This is a genomic window from Ferruginibacter paludis, from assembly GCF_030409685.1.
GTDB lineage: Bacteria > Bacteroidota > Bacteroidia > Chitinophagales > Chitinophagaceae > Ferruginibacter > Ferruginibacter paludis.
Genome location: NZ_JAUFQJ010000002.1, coordinates 115,154 through 132,765 on the forward strand (window position 1 = coordinate 115,154; position 17,612 = coordinate 132,765).

Genomic DNA, 17,612 nt, shown 5'->3' on the forward strand with positions numbered 1-17,612 from the left:
TAAAGATAAGCTGCCGTATTAAAATTTAATGGCACAATTCACCCATCCATTATCTAATAACACGTTATCCAGCTTTTTATAAAAATTAATAGCCGGCTCATTCCAATCCAATACCTGCCAGGAGATGCCTGCATATTTTCGTGCTTTCGCTTCTTCAAATAACTGATCAAACAACAGTTTTCCAACGCCCATACCACGCAGCTTTTCTGTAACGAGCAAATCTTCCAGGTACATGGTTTCGCCCTTCCAGGTTGAATACCGGGTGTAGTATAAAGCCAGCGCCTGCACGATTGCCACCCCTGACTCATCGGTTTGTTCCGCCACAAAGGCCGTCCAGACAGGGTTTGGGCCAAAGCCTGCATTGACAAAATGGTCCAGCGTTACCGTCACTTCCTCTGGTGCTCTTTCATACACGGCCAGTTCATAAATCAATTCCATCATGCGTGCACAATCTTCTTTAACCGCCTTTCTGATAACAATACTCATAAAATAATTAGTGTTTTTTCAAAATTCGCACAAAGCCTTCATATTGTGGGAATAAAATAAATCAACCCTGTTTTTGCATTAGCAACAGACAGCTTAACTTGCATCCATGCAACAATATCTTGAGCTTCTTAAACATATTAAAGAAACCGGTACAGATAAAAGCGACCGTACCGGAACAGGTACACGCAGTGTTTTTGGTTACCAGATGCGCTTTGATCTTAGCAAGGGTTTTCCATTGGTAACTACCAAAAAATGCCACCTGAAAAGTATCATTTATGAACTATTGTGGTTTTTGCAGGGCGATACCAATATCGATTATTTAAAACAACATAACGTAAAAATATGGGATGAGTGGGCGGATGAAAATGGCGATCTTGGTCCGGTATATGGCAAGCAATGGCGTAGCTGGCAAGGTGCAGATGGAGTAGAGGTGGACCAGGTAAAAGACCTGATTCACCAGATTAAAACAAACCCCGATAGCCGCCGCATGATCATCAGCGCCTGGAATGTGGCCGATTTGCCAAAGATGAAACTGATGCCTTGTCATTGCCTGTTTCAGTTTTATGTCGCCAACGGAAAATTAAGTTGCCAGTTGTATCAGAGAAGTGCGGATGTCTTCCTTGGTGTACCTTTTAATATTGCTTCTTACGCTTTGTTAACGATGATGATTGCGCAGGTGTGTGGACTTGAACCGGGCGAATTTGTGCACTCATTTGGCGATGTGCATTTATACAATAATCATTTTGAGCAGGCAGATTTACAATTAAGCAGAACACCTTTCCCTTTACCACAAATGAAAATAAATCCTGCTGTGAAAGATATATTCGATTTTACATTCGAAGATTTTGAATTGTTGAATTACCAGAGCCATCCGGCGATCAAAGCGCCGGTGGCGGTGTAGGCCGCCAACCGTCCAAAGAGGAACTTTGGAGCAAGCAATTTGTATGTCAATTCTGTTGCTCGAAAAATTCAGCTGTTTTTTAAAAGGGATAAAAAAGATTGTTATGATCAATGAAGGAATAAGCAAAGCAGATTCAAAAAGTTCCTCTTTGGACGATGGGAGGCCGACCATCGCGATGATAGTGGCTGCATCCGAAAATAACGCCATTGGAAAAGACAACCAGTTGCTTTGGCACTTACCCAACGACCTGAAGTTCTTTAAAAATACAACCTGGGGTTTTCCGGTCATTATGGGCCGTAAGTCATTCGAATCAGTAGGTAAGCCATTGCCGGGGAGAACCAATATTGTAGTAACCCGCCGGCCGGACTGGAAGGCCGCAGATACTATCACCGTTGCATCCATTGAAGAAGGAGTTCAGCAAGCCATTACCACAACAAACAGCAAACTGATTTTTATTACCGGCGGTGGCGAAATTTACAAGCAGTCGATGGACATTACCGATATCATCTACATGACAAGAGTACATGCAACGCTGGATGGAGATACTTTTTTTCCGGTGATTGATGAAGAAAAATGGAAGCTGGTATCTAACGAGGATTTTGATGCAGACGATAAACATCAGTACAGTTACTCATTTCAAAAGTGGGAAAAGAAATAGTGTACTTCTTTGAAACATATTGTCGGACATTTCTCGGTTTCTTTTTCACTATCTACATATTCGCCGTGATTTTTTTGATAGGCACCACTTTCCTGGTAAAAGGAAAAATAAAAGGAGAAAGCTATAATTTGCTGTATGTATTTAATACGATGTATGCCTGGCTCAGTTTGATCGTTTTTACATCTTACATAATCGGGTTGTTCCTTGCAGGGTATGGACAAAATCCTTATGAATGGTACGCCTTTACAGATCAATCCAAATCTTTAAATTTAAAATGGTTTTTTCTGAAATTTATAGTTCTAAGTATTGTGCCATTTATATTTTTTATTAGAAAGATTAGAATACACCGGGTGATTACTTTAGCTATTTTAGTCATCATCAACGTTAAATATTGGCTAACATACATGCAAAATTTTTTCCGCGATTATCAACCTGCGGCATGGTCAATTCACTACGAAGATTCATTATCAGAAAAAATAGCAATGACATTTTGTTTGCTGGTATTGTTTGTAAGTGTCTATTGGGTTGCCCTGAAAAGAAAAAAATTACCTTACCCTTCTTTAATTTTTACTAATCGTGTATAGTACCTTCCAATTAGCAAAAAAATACCTGCGTTACTATTTAACCGCTTCCAATGGACAAGGCCATGGCATTCATTCTCCCTTTGTATTTGATTTTATAACGCAGGTGTTGACGGATAAAAAAACATACAATTGCTACCGCGAAATTGAAGCAATAAGGAAACAATTAAAACAAAATAACACCGTCATTGAAGTGGAGGATTTTGGTGCCGGATCTGGTAAGATCAAATCCAACCAACGTGTTGTGAAAGCGATTGCGTCGTCTTCTTTAAAACAGCCCAAATACGCACAATTACTGTTTAGAATGGTGCAGTATTACAAGCCTAAACTGGTGCTGGAACTCGGCACTTCTTTAGGCGTTACTACTGCATATTTAGCCAACGGAAATGTTGCAGCAAACGTGTATACCTGCGAAGGAGCAACACAAATAGCCGCGATTGCGCAGCATCACTTTAATGATCTGTCAATAAAAAACATCTCCATAATTACAGGCGATTTTGCTACAACATTAACTTCATTATTACAAACAACAGGCACAATTGACTTCGCATTTATTGATGGCAATCACCGCAAAGAACCAACGTTGCAATATTTTCAACAACTACTTGAACATTCTGACAATAATACCATCCTGGTGTTTGACGACATTCACTGGAGCGCCGGAATGGAGGAAGCGTGGGCTGCAATTCAACACCATCCTGCTGTTACGCTTACCATCGATCTTTTTTTTATAGGCATTGTTTGTTTAAACAAGGATATAAAAGCCAGTCAGCACTTCGTTATAAAATATTGAGATATAAATTGTGCATAGCAACAAATGCATTAATATATATCATAGCGTAAGCAGATATGGATCACAACACCAGAGGAACGGGGCAAATAATTTTTTCCTTATCTTTAATTTAATTATTCCACTTATGATCATTGGCGTTTTAAAAGAACCTTTTCCTGAAACCAGAGTCTCTTTACTTCCCGAACATGTAACCTTTCTGAAAAAATGGAATGTCGATGTGTTGATTGAAGATAACGCCGGCGCTACGGCTTTCGCTTCCAATAGCAGTTATGAAGCAGCCTGCGCAACAATTGCATCCCGCAAGCAAATTCTTGAAACGGCACCGATTATTTTATCCATCAGCAATTTTACCGGGGAAGATATTGAAGCGCTTAATGAAAATGCCATTGTATTAGGCGTGTACCAACCCTTGTTTCATTATCAGGAAATCAGCAATTGGGCTGCAAAAGGATTAACAGTTTTTAGTATGGATATGCTGCCGCGGACAACCCGTGCGCAAAGCATGGATGTGTTGAGCAGCCAGGCGAATATTGCCGGTTACAAAGCCGTACTTACAGCCGCTAATTTGTTCCCCAAATATTTCCCCATGTTTATGACGGCCGCAGGAAGTATACCTCCGGCAAAAATACTGATACTCGGCGCAGGCGTTGCCGGTTTGCAGGCAATTGCTACCAGCAAAAGGCTGGGTGCGGTTGTGGAAGTATTTGATACAAGACCCGCCGTAAAAGAAGAAGTGATGAGCCTGGGTGCAAAGTTTGTAGAAGTAGAAGGTGCTGCAGATGCCAGCAAGGCAGGCGGTTACGCGGTTGAACAAACACCTGAGTTTTTACAAAAACAAAAAGCAAAAATTGCAGAGAGTGTTGCCAAAGCAGATATCATCATAACAACGGCGCAAATTCCTGGTAAACCAGCGCCAGTGCTGCTTACAACCGATATGATCAATGCCATGAAAAACGGTTCGGTAATCATTGATCTTGCAGCGGCTACAGGTGGAAATACTGAACTTACCAAAAATGATGAAACAGTCCATCATAACGGAGTTAGTATTGTGGGTACTTCAAGACTACCCGGCACAATGCCATCAGACGCCAGCAAATTATACGGAAAAAATATCCTTAATTTTTTACAACTCATCATCAATAAAGAAGGAGAACTGAATTTAAATTTTGAGGATGACCTTGTAAAGGGAACCTGTATTGCACATGGTAAAGTAATAATAAATGAAAGAGTGAAGACATTGGTTGTATAAGTTTGTAACCAGCGCATTGAAAAGTTATATCACAAAAAGAGCATTGAATTATGGAAAGTATTTTAAATTTTATTTCATCTAACCAGCAGATTATCTACATCGTAATACTGATGATTTTTGTTGGCATAGAAGTAATTGGTCATGTACCGAGCGTGCTGCACACACCATTGATGAGCGGTGCCAATGCTATACATGGCGTGGTGATCATCGGCGCCATCATTGTAATGGGCAAAGCCGAAACGGATAATTACCTGGCCCTCGGACTAGGCTTTTTAGCGGTTATATTAGGAACGCTGAATGTAGTAGGCGGTTTTGTGGTAACCGATAGAATGCTGGAAATGTTTAAGAAGAAAAAAGCCTCCTGATAATACGGGACTTAAGCGATTTTATTTGAATGCAAATCATAAAAAAAATATTAAACACATAACACAACCTTCTCCACTTATCTTTCTCTGGAAAAAATAAGTGTTGCCTTCATTTATGGAACTAAACTTACTTACACTTTGTTACCTCATAGCATCAGTAACATTTATCCTCGGGTTAAAAATGTTGTCCAATCCTGTCAGCGCCCGTAGAGGTAACCTGGTAGCGGCTTTTGGAATGACAGTCGCCATTTTTGCCACCATTTTTTTATATGAAGACAATGGGGAAAAACTACACAACTATGTCTGGATATTCGGTGGTTTAATCATCGGTACCATTGCCGGCACCCTGGCTGCCAAAAAAGTGAAGATGACGGCCATGCCGGAAATGGTAAGTCTCTTCAACGGAATGGGTGGAGCCTGTGCCGCATTAATTTCTGCCGCAGAATTTTACCACATTTATGAACTGCATAAAGATTCACCTGCCACCGCATTTGCTGAACTTGCAACAGTTGGCCATTATATCACTATTGTGGCAGGAGCTATCATCGGTACAATTTCTTACACCGGCAGTATCATTGCCTGGGGTAAATTAAATGGCCGGGTAAAAGATTATTCTTTTAAAGGACAGCACATCGTAAATATGATTGTGCTTGTGCTGGTAATTGTTGCAGCAGTCTGGGCTTATCAGTCTACGCTTGGTAATATACTTGTTCCATTTATGCTCATTGGTTTTTTTGCACTCATCTACGGCGTTTTATTTGTAATGCCGATTGGCGGTGCGGACATGCCGGTAGTAATTTCTTTACTCAATTCATTTACTGGTGTGGCGGCTGCCTGCGGCGGCTTTTTATATGATAACAAGGCCATGCTCACAGGCGGTATTTTAGTAGGCGCTGCCGGAACTCTGCTGACCATCCTGATGTGTAAAGCGATGAACCGGTCTTTGACAAATGTGCTGATTGGATCTTTTGGTGGCGGTAATAAGACAACCGCGGTTGAAGGTGCAGCAGGGCCACAGGGAAATTACAAAGAAATCAGCCTGGCAGATGCTGCCATGGTAATGGCCTATGCAAACCGGGTAATGATTGTGCCAGGCTACGGACTGGCAGTGGCGCAGGCCCAGCATACATGTCACGAACTGGAAAAGATACTGGAAGAAAAAGGGGTAGAAGTCCAGTACGCCATTCACCCGGTAGCAGGCCGTATGCCGGGCCATATGAATGTTTTGCTTGCAGAAGCAGATGTGAGCTACGATAAATTGCTTGAAATGGAAACGGCCAACGACGTTTTTAAAACAACGGATGTGGTACTGATACTGGGTGCCAACGATGTGGTTAATCCGGCTGCCAAAAATGATGCGCAGTCTCCTATTTATGGCATGCCGATACTGGAAGTAGAGCAGGCCAAAACCGTAATTGTAAATAAGCGCAGTATGAAACCCGGTTACGCAGGCATAGAAAATGATCTTTTCTTTCAACCCAAAACCTCCATGTTATTCGGTGATGCCAAAAAAGTATTGCAGGATCTTTGTACCGAAATAAAGGCAGTTTAGTAATGGCACTTTAAACATATAATAGCATAAAATCCTTTTTTCTTACCGCAGAATGCCGTAATTTACACACAGCATCTTAACCTTTCACCTCCTTAAAATTGATTGCCATGCTTAAAGTTGCCGACATTTTGAAAAACAAGGGAAAAAACGTTTACTCAGTAACACCTGATACCTCTGTGTATGACGCACTTACCATTATGGGCCAAAAAAATATTGGCGCATTGATGGTTATAGAAGGAGAAAAACTGAAAGGGATTTTTTCTGAAAGGGATTATGCCCGTAAAGTGGTGCTGGTTAACAGAACATCCAGGGAGACCATGATCAGTGAAATTATGACAACCAATGTAATTACGGTATCGTCTTCAGATAGCATCGATCATTGCATGGAACTCATGAGCGGCAAAAAAATCAGGCACCTTCCTGTATCAGATAATGGCAGTGTAGCAGGCCTTATTTCTATCAGTGATGTGGTTACAGCCATTATCGAATCGCAGAAGGAAACTATCTCTTATTTGCACAATTATATTTCCCAGTAGTAAATTTTGTAAACAGCAGGTTTTTAAAATGATGGCTTTGAGGCCAAATGGGAATTGTATATTTTGACATTTTCGCCAGAATTCGGCATATCAGGACCAGTTCTCTGCACCATCGGATTTTTAAGTTTATGCAATGGTCTTTATTTAACGAAAGCTGTTTTCTTTTTACAATATTTTTTGTTGCTGCAACCAGGCAAAGCGGCCCAGCATTTCGAGCATGCCGCCCTGTGCTACCAGGTTAAGCGCGTGCTGTTTTCCCATCAGACCATCATCATTTTTATTTGTATCCAGTGCGGCATCAATGCAGTCTTTAAAGGCAAGGATATATTTTTTATCAGGGTTATATTTTAGCAAGTGTTGATACGCTCTCAACAATACAGCACTAAACCAGTAGTCATCTTTAAAATGTTTATTGGCAACAAAAAAGCCCACTGAACTATCCGCAATGGCGGTAGCCTGCCGAAGGTATTTTTTATCATGCGTACATTCATAAAGGTAAACATTCGCCTGCAACATGGTGCCGGTGTTATAGGAATATTCCTTTTTATCAACCCGGTAATTGTCCGTTTTAATATTATCGTAATACAGACCTGAAGGCGACCTGAGATTTGCATTTACCCAATTGTACAACAGCAAAGCGGTATCAAGATAAGCCTGTTGTTTCGTGGCCTGGTACAACTGCAGCGCTAAAATAATTCCAGGTCCGTTACTGCAGGTATTTTTTGATTTTTTATTATCTTCCTGCCAATACAAACCGCCGCCAGTAAGCGTATCGTAAGCCGACATTATAAAACGGTAAATTTCTTTTCCTGTTGCCAGCCATTGTGTTTGCCTCGTACGTTTAAAGGCATCCATAGCCGTAATCCCAATCCATTGATTGTCATCGTAAAAGCGGCTGCCTCCGCCCAATGCCATTGCATAAGATGCATACCCGGGTGCAGGCGGAAATGTATTGTGGTATTTTTCAATTATTATAAAATCGGGTTGCAACAAATCTGGTTTACCCAGTAATTCCATTTCGTTATCTGCCTGTAATAAGGCGCAAAGCGGCCATAAAAAAGATACAGGTCTTCCATCTTTTTCCGGTTCAGCAGTTTCTTTATAAAAGCCGGAACTATCAATAAAAAAATGCTGGCGGATGCTTTGGTGAAGCAGCTCCATTTGTTGTTTATAATTTTTTACCTGTGCCTGTGCTGTAACACCATACCAACAAAAAAACAGGAAAATAATCAGTCCTTTAAAATTCAGTTGACTGCGTTGCATTGTGATTTTAAATTAGAAAAAGGGTTGACAAATAATAGTTTGTCTTATCTGCAAACTACCATAAAAATTGGTACTATCATGTTTCTTTTCAATCATTTGTTATGCACTTCTAAACAAATCGGTTGACATCTAGAGACTTTCTTTTTAAGTTATTTTTTAATGAAGGCTATCAGCATTCAGTTTCAATCACCTTCAGGAACAGGACGGCCCCAAAGAAATTGAAGAAGTGTTCTATAATCCACCGGTACATAAAGCACCCGAAACCAGTCAGCAAAAATATAAGGACAACTTTGTTACTTATGGTGTCGCAAGGTTAAGGCTGGAAGAACAGGAATAAAAAACGCGTTTAAACTGGGCAGCGAATGCGGGCGCCTCAATCAAATCACCAGTTCCTTTTCAAAACAAACACTGTTTATCATGCTTTGATACTGGCCGTAGTTGGGAATTATTTTATAGCTGCTTTTCTTGTACAAGGCAATGGCTTCCGGCTGATTTTTGCCTGTTTCCAGTACACATTTTTTATAGCCCAGTTCGACGCTCCATGTTTCAAGCATTTGCAGCAGGGCCGATGCAATGCCTTTACCACGGCAGGCGGGTAAAACAAACATGCGCTTTACTTCCATCGTATCCGGGTTCAATTCCCTGATGGCCCCGGAGCCTACCGCCACATCGCCATCATAAGCCACCAGCGCATATTTTATGGTTGCAGCTTTGTTAAACTGTGCATAAAATGCATGCTCATCACCGTCGCGGATTTTTAAGTCTGCGTCTAATTGTTGTACCAACTCCCGGAAATGGCTGTCATCCGAACTTGTTCTTTTTATTGTAATCATAATAGAATTAAATAGGCTGAAAAAACAGGCGACCAGCAGCCCGTTTTCTGCTATTTGCTAAAGTAACAAAATTAATACAACACATAAGTGCATATAAAATTGTCGTTGTTTATTTGACCTCATGGATTTCTAAATTGGCCGTTTAGTAGTTGAGACGTTAAGCTTAAAAATAGAATGATGTCTTTGCGACTAAACGCATGTAATGAGTTGCGGCCTGATGACGCAACAATTTTAAGTGTAGCACAATCCTTTCATAGAAACAACTGTATGTAAAATTATTCGATGTATTGAGTCAGGTGACTTTTTACCTTGGCAACATTTAGGTAATGTGACTTTATATGTTGATCGTACAGATTACATCAGGTGATAAACCAAGTACACTGTTAAACTGATTTTTTACTTTCTCAACTGCCTGCAGGTGAGTATTTCACTTGTTATATTGCTCGATTGCAGGCTGCCCCAAATATTTAGTCTGATTGTTGAAGATTTTATGATCAAAGGTTACTGTTTTAGTTGGACGCCATTCATTGTAGCTGTATGGTGTAAAAAATTCAACCACCAGATCTCAGTATACGTTGAAGCATTTACCATTGATGTTTCCAAACAATGATTCACCCGGTTTAATGCGGAGTGTTGAAAATTTTCCCCTTAAAAATTATGTTGCATTCCCCAACCGGCACTGTAAAGTATTTGTCCACCCATATTTGCGACTGATTAAGGGAGCTGAATGTTGGCAGGTATTTGGTAAGTATACCTCCGTAAAATAATAACCTGAAATCAATTTACTCTTTTAACGGTTCAAATAATGCCTAATCAAATTTTTACAGCCGGTCTTCATAATATGGCAGACCAGGTATATTTTTTTAAGTCGTTTTTCCGCAACATTTTTAAAAAAGGATTTGAGTGGGAAGAATTGTTTCGCCAAACCTACCTGATTGGATATAAATCAATAGGCATAATTACATTAACGGGATTTATACTGGGGATTGTATTAACACTGCAATCTCAGCCTACCATGAAAGAATTTGGAGCTGAAAGTTATATTCCCCGCATGGTATCTGTTTCTGTTATAAGAGAAATAGGACCCGTAATTATCGCCTTGATCTGCGCAGGAAAGGTAGCCTCTGGTATTGGGGCGGAGTTGAGCAGTATGAATGTTACAGAACAGATTGAAGCCATGGAAGTATCCGGGGCTAATCCTGTTCAGTTTTTAGTAGTTACACGTATACTGGCTTGTATTGTTATGATACCGCTGCTGACGATTTTTGCAGACGCTATGGCTTTGGTTGGTGGTTTTACAGCTACTGTGCTAAGCGGGGATATTACCGCCAAGCTCTATTTTACCAATGCCCTTACCATATTGGATTACAGCGATCTATTGCCTGCGCTTTTCAAGACGATACTTTTTGGATTTGCCATTGGTTTTGTGGGTTGCTTTAAAGGCTTTACTTCTAATAACGGTACGGCCAGTGTTGGACTTGCGGCAAACTCCGCTGTTGTAACCGCTTCTGTATGGATTATTATTATTGATGCCATTGTTGTACAGGTCACCAATTCAATTTTATACAGTTAAAACAATGGAAGCAGAAAAAGTAATAGAAGTAAAAAACCTGGTGAAAAGCTTTGGAACCAGGGAGATACTTTCCGGTATCAGTTTTAATGTGCACAGGGGTGAGAATGTGGTGATACTGGGTAAATCCGGAACAGGTAAATCAGTAACCATTAAATGCATTGCGGGCTTGCTTAAACAGGATGAGGGTTCATTAAAAGTATTTGGCGAAGACGTAAACGAACTGGATGAAGATGCACTGAAAGCGTTACGCTGCAGGTTGGGATTTTTATTTCAAAGTGCCGCCTTATACGATTCCATGACAGTGCGGGAAAACCTGGCATTTCCCTTAAAGCGGGTGCTGAAGATAAAAGACAAAGCAGAAATTGAAAGCCGATGCATTGAGGTATTACGTTCCGTAGGCCTGGAAGATGCCATTGATAAAATGCCTGCAGACTTAAGTGGTGGCATGCGCAAGCGCATGGGGCTTGCACGTACACTCATAGTAAAGCCAGAGATTATTTTATATGATGAACCAACGACCGGCCTTGATACAATTACTTCGAAAGAAATCAGCAGCCTGGTACTGGAAATGCAGGAACAGTATGATGCAACATCTGTAATTATCACTCATGATATACCGTGCGCAAAAATTACGGCAGACCGCGTAATGATTCTGCATGAAGGCAAGTGCATTGCTGAAGGTACTTATGCTGAGCTTGAAAATAGTGACAACGAATTTATACGCTCATTTTTTAAATAATCAACATGAATATTTCTGCGGGTCAAAAAACAAGAACCGGAATCTTTGTCGTAATCAGTCTGCTATTGTTAGTTGGATTGATATTTTTGATCGGAAAACAAAAAAATTTATTCAGCCGCACGTTTTTAGTGTATGCCAATTTTAAAAATATTGCTGGTACAAAGGAGGGCAATTTTGTACGCTTTGCAGGCATTAATATCGGTACAGTACAAACTATTACTATTGTTAACGACACTACTGTTCAACTGGCATTGAGTATTGATGATAAAGTAAGGCAGTATATAAAAACAGATGCTGTTGCCAGTATTGGAAGCGATGGTTTGATGGGTGATAAACTTATAATGATTGCACCCGGCAATACCGGATCTGCCGTGGCAAAAAGCGGTGACGTATTGCTGAGTTCCAACCCGTTAAATGTCGATAAAATAATGAACAACCTTGCTAAAATTGCCGATAATGCTACCGTGCTAACGGAAGGGTTGGCAGATATCGTTACCAAGGTGAATCAGGGTAAAGGCTCACTGGGCCGCCTGATGAACAACGATAACCTTGCCCGCAAAATGGAAAATACCATAGCAACAGCCAATGAAACTGCTGCCAGTATTAAAACTACGGCCAACACTGTTAATGAAAATATGCAGGCGGCACAGCACAGTTTTTTACTGCGGGGTTATTTTAAACGAAAAGAAAAAAAGCGCATTAAAGATTCGACAGAGAAAGCCGAAAAATTAGTAGCGCCTGAAAAAATGAAAAAGGATGGCGGTAAAAAAGACGCAGCAAAAAAAGAAGATGCTGAAAAAGAAAATTGACTATCGGTAGTCAATTTTTCGTAAGTAGCATATAACCTTTAATGAACGCAATACCGCCACGTTGGTTAAGTGGGCCTGTCGGATGTATTGCGGATAAGACCGATGCCGGCACCAAAGAAAATGATGCCCAATATGCCATACATCACAATGGTTTTAATACTGTGCGTACCAGTACCAGAGTTCATAAAATAATAGCCGGCGGTGATTAGCCCAATAACACCCAACAAGGTGAGGATGATTCCAATGATTCGTTTTTCCATGATGTTTTTTCTATACAATTACAAACCGAGTGCCGATTTAAAACTGAAATAAAATCCACCTGGAAAAACAATATAAATTGCAACCTCTTAATTTAATTTGTAAAGATGGGTCGGAAATACTGTGAGGCCAAAGCAATTGCATATATAATTCTGATCAATATTCCATAATCTCGATCTTTCTAAAATCCATCGGGTGGCTGTTGGATTGCAATGAAATGTAGCCGCTGGTAACTGCATCTCTATTGCCAACAATAAATTTCTTTCCCTCTGAATGGGCTGCGTCATAATGCGGATTTTCGAACTGAAGAATTTGTTCGCCATTTACAAAATGCATGATTCTTCCATTGTTCACATCAATTTCAGCCGTCACCCATTCATCGCCATTGAACGTTTCTTTTACTGTTGGCGCTGTGCAATAATCTGTATTTCTTTTTCCATCAATTTCAACATACATACCCGAGGCACATATTTCACCGGTAGGGCGTTCAGTTTTTCCATCCCCACCATGCAGGTTGTACTCCAGGCAAACAGGAAATTGCTGACGCAAACCTACTGTTGCAGGTGGCTGACAATAATACTGTATGCCGCCATCTTTAAAACCCCAGGAAGGGGCACCAGGTGTTAGTTTGCCCACAAAACGGTACTCCACTTTTAAACGAAAATTGGTAAATTTTTTATTGAAATATAAGGCGCCGAAACGGTTGGCAAAACTATCGTACTGATCGTACCGGGTGCTTAAAATACCGTTTGCTACACGAAAAGTTTTGCCGAAATTGTCGCCCAGTTTATAACCATTTATTTTAGCTTCCCATCCCTGTAAATTCTTTCCGTTAAAAAGGCTTGTCCATTTACTGCTGGTGCGTCCAGTTTCGTTAAGCCTCACCGTTGTACAAGCCTGCAATGCTAACAGTAACACGATTGCCAACCACTGAATTTGTTTCATATTAAAAATAATTTTGGGTAAGATAACGAAATAACGGGGTTTTCAAAATTCTTGGCGGGTAGCGGATGTTTAAAATATTGGGTTAACTTTCGGCGATAAAACAACCTCTACAATATGCGTACAATGTTTTTTTCAAGTCTGGTATTGACCAGCTTTTTTAACGTAGCCACAGCTCAGAAAATGAAACGTTTTGATGAAAAGAACCTACAGGTAAGCTGGCGGTTGATCGCCAACCATTACAATCAGTCAATCGATGCGTATTGTGCCTTTACCATTTTAAACAAAGGGAAAGCGCCACTACCTTCAGGCGGATGGGCTATTTATTTTTCCTCCAACAGCGATATTGCAACCACCACCGCACCATCAGGTCTTGAGGTAACGCATATCAACGGTGATATTTTTAAACTCTATCCTGCAGCGGGTTTTAAACCCATTGCGGCCAAAGATTCAGCTCGTATAGAATACGTTTCTCCCGGGTTGTTGCTCAATCGTTCATTGGCCCCGTCAGGGCTCTACATTGTGTGGGATAATGATCCGGCCAATGGATTTCCCATCGCCAACTATACTGTAGGCTCTTTACAAAATGCTACTACCGGGTTGGTAACACCAGCAACAATTTACCAGAGAAACAGTGCGACAAAAGATATTCCCGCAACACAGTTACCAAAAATATTTCCTACCCCTGCAAGCTATAAAGAAACCGGTGGGGCATTTTTATTAAGTGCTGATATCTCCATTCAAACGGATGCTGCGTTTCAAAAAGAAGCCGGATATTTATCGCAGGTGTTGGGCAGTGCAATTGGCAAAAAGCCTTTAACGATTGGTAACGGCGGAGCTAAAGCAATAGCGTTGCAAAAGGCTGATATGCCACAGGAAGCATATAAACTTTCCGTAAGCAGCAACGGCATTGTGATATCAGCAGGTTCCGGTGCAGGCATTTTTTATGGCATTCAATCGTTGCGCTCAATGGTACTCCCCGCCACAGGTGCAACACAAACAAGCGTTTCTATACCGACGGTGGAAGTGCAGGATGCGCCGCGGTTTGGGCTTAGAAGCCTGATGCTGGATGTGGCAAGAAATTTTCAACCAAAGGAGCAAATTTTAAAAGCACTTGATTTAATGGCGCAGTACAAAATGAATGTATTGCATTTTCATTTCAGTGATGATGAAGGCTGGCGCATTGAAATTCCTTCATTGCCCGAACTGACCGCCATTGGTGCCAGGCGGGGTCATACACTGGACAGCAAAACCATGCTGCCGGCCTGTTATGGAACGGGGCCCGTTGCGGGCAAGGGCGCAGGCAGTGGCTTTTATACAAAGAATGATTTTATTGAAATACTGCAATACGCAAAGGATCGCTATATAGAAGTAATTCCGGAAATCGAATCGCCGGGTCATGGAAGGGCGGCCATTAAAGCAATGGAGGCACGGTATGACCGGTTGATGAAATCAGGCGATAAAACGGAGGCCGAGCGGTATTTGCTGAGCGATAGCAACGACCAGTCTGTATACAGCTCGGCACAAATGTGGAAAGATAATGTGATGTGTGTGGCATTGCCATCCGTGTATACTTTTATGGGCAAGGTAACCGAAGAATTGATTGCCATGTACAAAGAAGCCGGTGCGCCACTCAGCACCATTCACATGGGCGGAGATGAAGTGCCGGCGCACGTTTGGGAGAAATCGCCGGTAAGTTTACAACTGTTAAAAACGGAACCGGAACTAAAAGAGATCAACGACCTCTGGTATTACTATTATACAAAAGTCAATAAAATGTTGCAGTCGAAAGGCCTGTTTATGTCGGGTTGGGAAGAAGCCGGCATGCGCAAAACAACACTGGACGGAGCGAAAACACTCATCGTTAATCCACGCATGGCCAATGATAATATCCGCCTGCATGTATGGAATAATATGGTAGGATGGGGCAATGAAGATTTGCCCTACCGGTTAGCCAATGCTGGGTATAAAGTAGTACTGTCCTGCGTGAGCAATAACTATCTTGACTTGTCTTATTTTAAATCGTCTGATGAGCCGGGTTATTACTGGGGCGGTTTCCAGGATATTGACAAACCCTTTTATTTTATCCCGTACGATGTGTATAGAACAACAAAAGAAGATGCGGCCGGCAACCCGGTTGATCCCTCTTATTTTAAGGGTAAAGACAGGCTGACGGATTTTGGGAAATCCAATATAGCTGGTGTACAGGGTTTGTTGTGGGGAGAGAATATCCGTTCAACCGATGCAAGAGATTATATGTTGTTGCCCAAAGTGCTGGCCGTGGCAGAAAGGGCATGGGCCAGTGACCCTGCATGGGCGGTCATACAGGATAAAGCCGCCTTTCAACAGGCTTACAATGAAGCCTGGTCTGTATTTGCCAATGTGATAGGTAAAAGAGAATTGCCGAGGCTGGATGAACTGGCCGGCGGATTTAAATACCGCATTCCTACGGTGGGTGCTGTTGTTGAGAATGGGAAAGTGGTAGCCAATATACAACTCCCCGGTTTGACGATACGGTATACTACGGACGGAACAGAGCCCACCCTGAACAGTAAAATATACGAAGGGCCAGTGGCAGACAAAGGCACCATTCGTTTAAAAGTCTTTAATAATAAAGGTCGCAGCGGCAGAACGATCATTGTTGAAAATAGGTAACTGGAAAAAATACTTTTTAGATGACCGGAGTTGGTTACAGAATATTTTATTGTGTACCTTAATGCGATAATACGCTTGCAAAATAAAAATGACATATGAAAAAGTTAATGCTTCCGGCGGTATTGCTTGTATTGATTGCGGTACAGCTATCTTCCTGCAAACAAAAAGCCACGGGCGAAGAAGGATATAACACCACGATTAGTTTTGGTCCCGGTGATGAAAGTAAAATTGTGGAAGCATTTTTATCCATTAAGGACAGTACGTCTATCTTATTAAAACAAGGCACTTACAAATTCGACAACCTGAGTATTGCAGAAGTCAATCATATCCGGATTAAAGGAGAAGGATATGATAAAACAATCCTTGATTTTTCCGGTCAAACCCAGGGCGGTGAGGGCATCAGGATAACCGGTGTAAAGGGCTTTACAATAGACGCCATGACCATCAGGGATTCAAAAGGAGATTTAATTAAAATAAACAAGAGTCGTGATGTGACCATTACCAACCTGCACGCCGTGTGGAAAACGGCCGACAGTACCAGTGGCGGGTATGCCATTTACCCCGTACTGTGCAAAAATGTGCTGATTGAAAATTGTTATGCAGAAGGTTCTTCCGATGCTGGTATTTATGTGGGTCAATCAGATAGCACGATTGTAAGAAAGTGTAAAGCTGCAAAAAATGTGGCCGGTTGTGAGATTGAAAACACCTCCCATGCACAGGTGTACGACAATGAATTTTATAACAACACCGCGGGCTTCCTGGTGTTTGATCTGCCCGGGCTTTCACAACGGGGCGGCTTTGCAAAAGCGTACAACAATTATATTCATGATAACAACAACCGTAATTTCGCCAAGGCCGGTAGCTTTGGCACCATTTCAGGTGTTGGCAATGCATCGCCGGGTAGTGGTGTCATTATTTTAGCGGCTTCCAATGTTGAGATTTATGGCAACAGGATCATCAATAACAATTCATCTTCTGTAACCATTGCCTCCGGTTTTTCTGTAGATGAGAAGGCGGCGGAAAAAATCAACGATCAGTATTCTCCCATTTCTACCCATATAAAAATTTATGACAACACTATTGAAATGGGCAATGCTTTTCCTGAACCGGCATACCAGCATCACATCGGCAAATTACTCGTGGCTATTGAACAAAAATTGAATGTGCAGGATCCCAATCGTAAGAATAAACGCATGCCCTTTATTATGTACGATGGTTTTTCCACCAATATGTTGACTGGCGGAAAGAATGCCAATCCGGATTCCATTTGTATCAACCAGCCGGGCGACAATGTATTTGTGAATTCCGATTTCATCAATATGGCACAGCCTGGAAAATGGCATCCCGATACCAATATGACGGCCTTTATTTGTAAATAGTGTCATCACCGTTTTTTCAAAAGAACGTTTTAATTTTACT

The 17,612-nt window shown here is 41.3% G+C and carries 18 protein-coding genes; 13 read left to right on the top strand and 5 right to left on the bottom strand.

Translation table 11 applies throughout. The features are described 5' to 3' along the window. Positions 1 to 18: 18 nt before the first annotated feature. Positions 19 to 486: a GNAT family N-acetyltransferase gene (locus tag QWZ08_RS02460; RefSeq protein ID WP_290335606.1), complete on the bottom strand. Its 468-nt coding sequence runs from the start codon at positions 484 to 486 to the stop codon at positions 19 to 21. 106 nt (positions 487 to 592) lie between these two features. Between QWZ08_RS02460 and QWZ08_RS02465 the strand changes: the two genes are divergently transcribed. The 8 genes from QWZ08_RS02465 to QWZ08_RS02500 all read left to right on the top strand — a co-directional run bounded on the left by QWZ08_RS02465 (position 593) and on the right by QWZ08_RS02500 (position 7,121). Beyond that, on the top strand, positions 593 to 1,387 hold the full coding sequence (locus tag QWZ08_RS02465) for a thymidylate synthase (RefSeq protein ID WP_290335608.1): 795 nt from the start codon (positions 593 to 595) through the stop codon (positions 1,385 to 1,387). Positions 1,388 to 1,490: 103 nt separating this feature from the next. Beyond that, positions 1,491 to 2,045, top strand: a complete 555-nt coding sequence (locus QWZ08_RS02470) for a dihydrofolate reductase (RefSeq protein ID WP_290335609.1) — start codon at positions 1,491 to 1,493, stop codon at positions 2,043 to 2,045. Positions 2,046 to 2,110: 65 nt separating this feature from the next. Next, complete coding sequence (locus tag QWZ08_RS02475; protein ID WP_290335611.1) at positions 2,111 to 2,629, top strand: hypothetical protein; 519 nt, start codon at positions 2,111 to 2,113, stop codon at positions 2,627 to 2,629. Continuing rightward, the gene (locus QWZ08_RS02480; protein ID WP_290335612.1) at positions 2,622 to 3,419 is read left to right on the top strand and encodes an O-methyltransferase; all 798 of its coding nucleotides are present in this window, start codon (positions 2,622 to 2,624) and stop codon (positions 3,417 to 3,419) included. The genes QWZ08_RS02475 and QWZ08_RS02480 overlap by 8 nt, the downstream gene beginning before the upstream one ends. A gap of 124 nt (positions 3,420 to 3,543) precedes the next feature. After that, positions 3,544 to 4,668: a Re/Si-specific NAD(P)(+) transhydrogenase subunit alpha gene (locus tag QWZ08_RS02485; RefSeq protein ID WP_290335613.1), complete on the top strand. Its 1,125-nt coding sequence runs from the start codon at positions 3,544 to 3,546 to the stop codon at positions 4,666 to 4,668. A gap of 50 nt (positions 4,669 to 4,718) precedes the next feature. Then, a complete protein-coding gene (locus QWZ08_RS02490; RefSeq protein ID WP_290335614.1) occupies positions 4,719 to 5,033 on the top strand; it encodes an NAD(P) transhydrogenase subunit alpha part 2 in 315 nt (104 codons plus the stop codon). Between the two features lie 115 nt (positions 5,034 to 5,148). Further along, a complete protein-coding gene (locus tag QWZ08_RS02495; protein ID WP_290335615.1) occupies positions 5,149 to 6,585 on the top strand; it encodes an NAD(P)(+) transhydrogenase (Re/Si-specific) subunit beta in 1,437 nt (478 codons plus the stop codon). A 107-nt stretch (positions 6,586 to 6,692) separates the two neighbouring features. Further along, positions 6,693 to 7,121 carry a CBS domain-containing protein gene (locus QWZ08_RS02500; RefSeq protein ID WP_290335616.1) on the top strand — a complete coding sequence of 143 codons (429 nt, stop codon included), beginning with the start codon at positions 6,693 to 6,695 and terminating at the stop codon, positions 7,119 to 7,121. A gap of 165 nt (positions 7,122 to 7,286) precedes the next feature. Here QWZ08_RS02500 and QWZ08_RS02505 read toward each other — a convergent pair whose 3' ends face one another. Both QWZ08_RS02505 and QWZ08_RS02510 read right to left on the bottom strand, forming a co-directional pair. Next, on the bottom strand, positions 7,287 to 8,384 hold the full coding sequence (locus QWZ08_RS02505) for a glycoside hydrolase family 76 protein (protein ID WP_290335617.1): 1,098 nt from the start codon (positions 8,382 to 8,384) through the stop codon (positions 7,287 to 7,289). A gap of 377 nt (positions 8,385 to 8,761) precedes the next feature. Then, on the bottom strand, positions 8,762 to 9,217 hold the full coding sequence (locus tag QWZ08_RS02510) for a GNAT family N-acetyltransferase (RefSeq protein ID WP_290335618.1): 456 nt from the start codon (positions 9,215 to 9,217) through the stop codon (positions 8,762 to 8,764). 805 nt (positions 9,218 to 10,022) lie between these two features. On the opposite strand from QWZ08_RS02510, the gene QWZ08_RS02515 reads away from it, so the two are divergent. The 3 genes from QWZ08_RS02515 to QWZ08_RS02525 are packed head-to-tail and all read left to right on the top strand — an operon-like array spanning position 10,023 to position 12,338. Beyond that, positions 10,023 to 10,790 carry an MlaE family ABC transporter permease gene (locus QWZ08_RS02515; protein ID WP_290335619.1) on the top strand — a complete coding sequence of 256 codons (768 nt, stop codon included), beginning with the start codon at positions 10,023 to 10,025 and terminating at the stop codon, positions 10,788 to 10,790. 4 nt (positions 10,791 to 10,794) lie between these two features. Beyond that, positions 10,795 to 11,529, top strand: a complete 735-nt coding sequence (locus tag QWZ08_RS02520; RefSeq protein ID WP_290335620.1) for an ABC transporter ATP-binding protein — start codon at positions 10,795 to 10,797, stop codon at positions 11,527 to 11,529. A 5-nt stretch (positions 11,530 to 11,534) separates the two neighbouring features. Continuing rightward, positions 11,535 to 12,338, top strand: a complete 804-nt coding sequence (locus tag QWZ08_RS02525; RefSeq protein WP_290335621.1) for an MlaD family protein — start codon at positions 11,535 to 11,537, stop codon at positions 12,336 to 12,338. 65 nt (positions 12,339 to 12,403) lie between these two features. Here the strand turns inward: QWZ08_RS02525 and QWZ08_RS02530 are convergent, their stop codons facing one another. Beyond that, positions 12,404 to 12,598 carry a hypothetical protein gene (locus QWZ08_RS02530; protein ID WP_290335622.1) on the bottom strand — a complete coding sequence of 65 codons (195 nt, stop codon included), beginning with the start codon at positions 12,596 to 12,598 and terminating at the stop codon, positions 12,404 to 12,406. A 154-nt stretch (positions 12,599 to 12,752) separates the two neighbouring features. Beyond that, positions 12,753 to 13,541 (bottom strand): 3-keto-disaccharide hydrolase, encoded by a 789-nt coding sequence (locus QWZ08_RS02535; RefSeq protein WP_290335623.1) that lies wholly within the window; start codon positions 13,539 to 13,541, stop codon positions 12,753 to 12,755. A 123-nt stretch (positions 13,542 to 13,664) separates the two neighbouring features. Here QWZ08_RS02535 and QWZ08_RS02540 point away from each other — a divergent pair, with 123 nt between their 5' ends. Both QWZ08_RS02540 and QWZ08_RS02545 read left to right on the top strand, forming a co-directional pair. Further along, entirely contained in the window at positions 13,665 to 16,193 is a 2,529-nt protein-coding gene (locus QWZ08_RS02540) for a beta-N-acetylhexosaminidase (RefSeq protein ID WP_290335624.1), read from the top strand. Positions 16,194 to 16,288: 95 nt separating this feature from the next. Next, entirely contained in the window at positions 16,289 to 17,572 is a 1,284-nt protein-coding gene (locus QWZ08_RS02545; RefSeq protein WP_290335625.1) for a parallel beta-helix domain-containing protein, read from the top strand. Positions 17,573 to 17,612 lie beyond the last annotated feature (40 nt).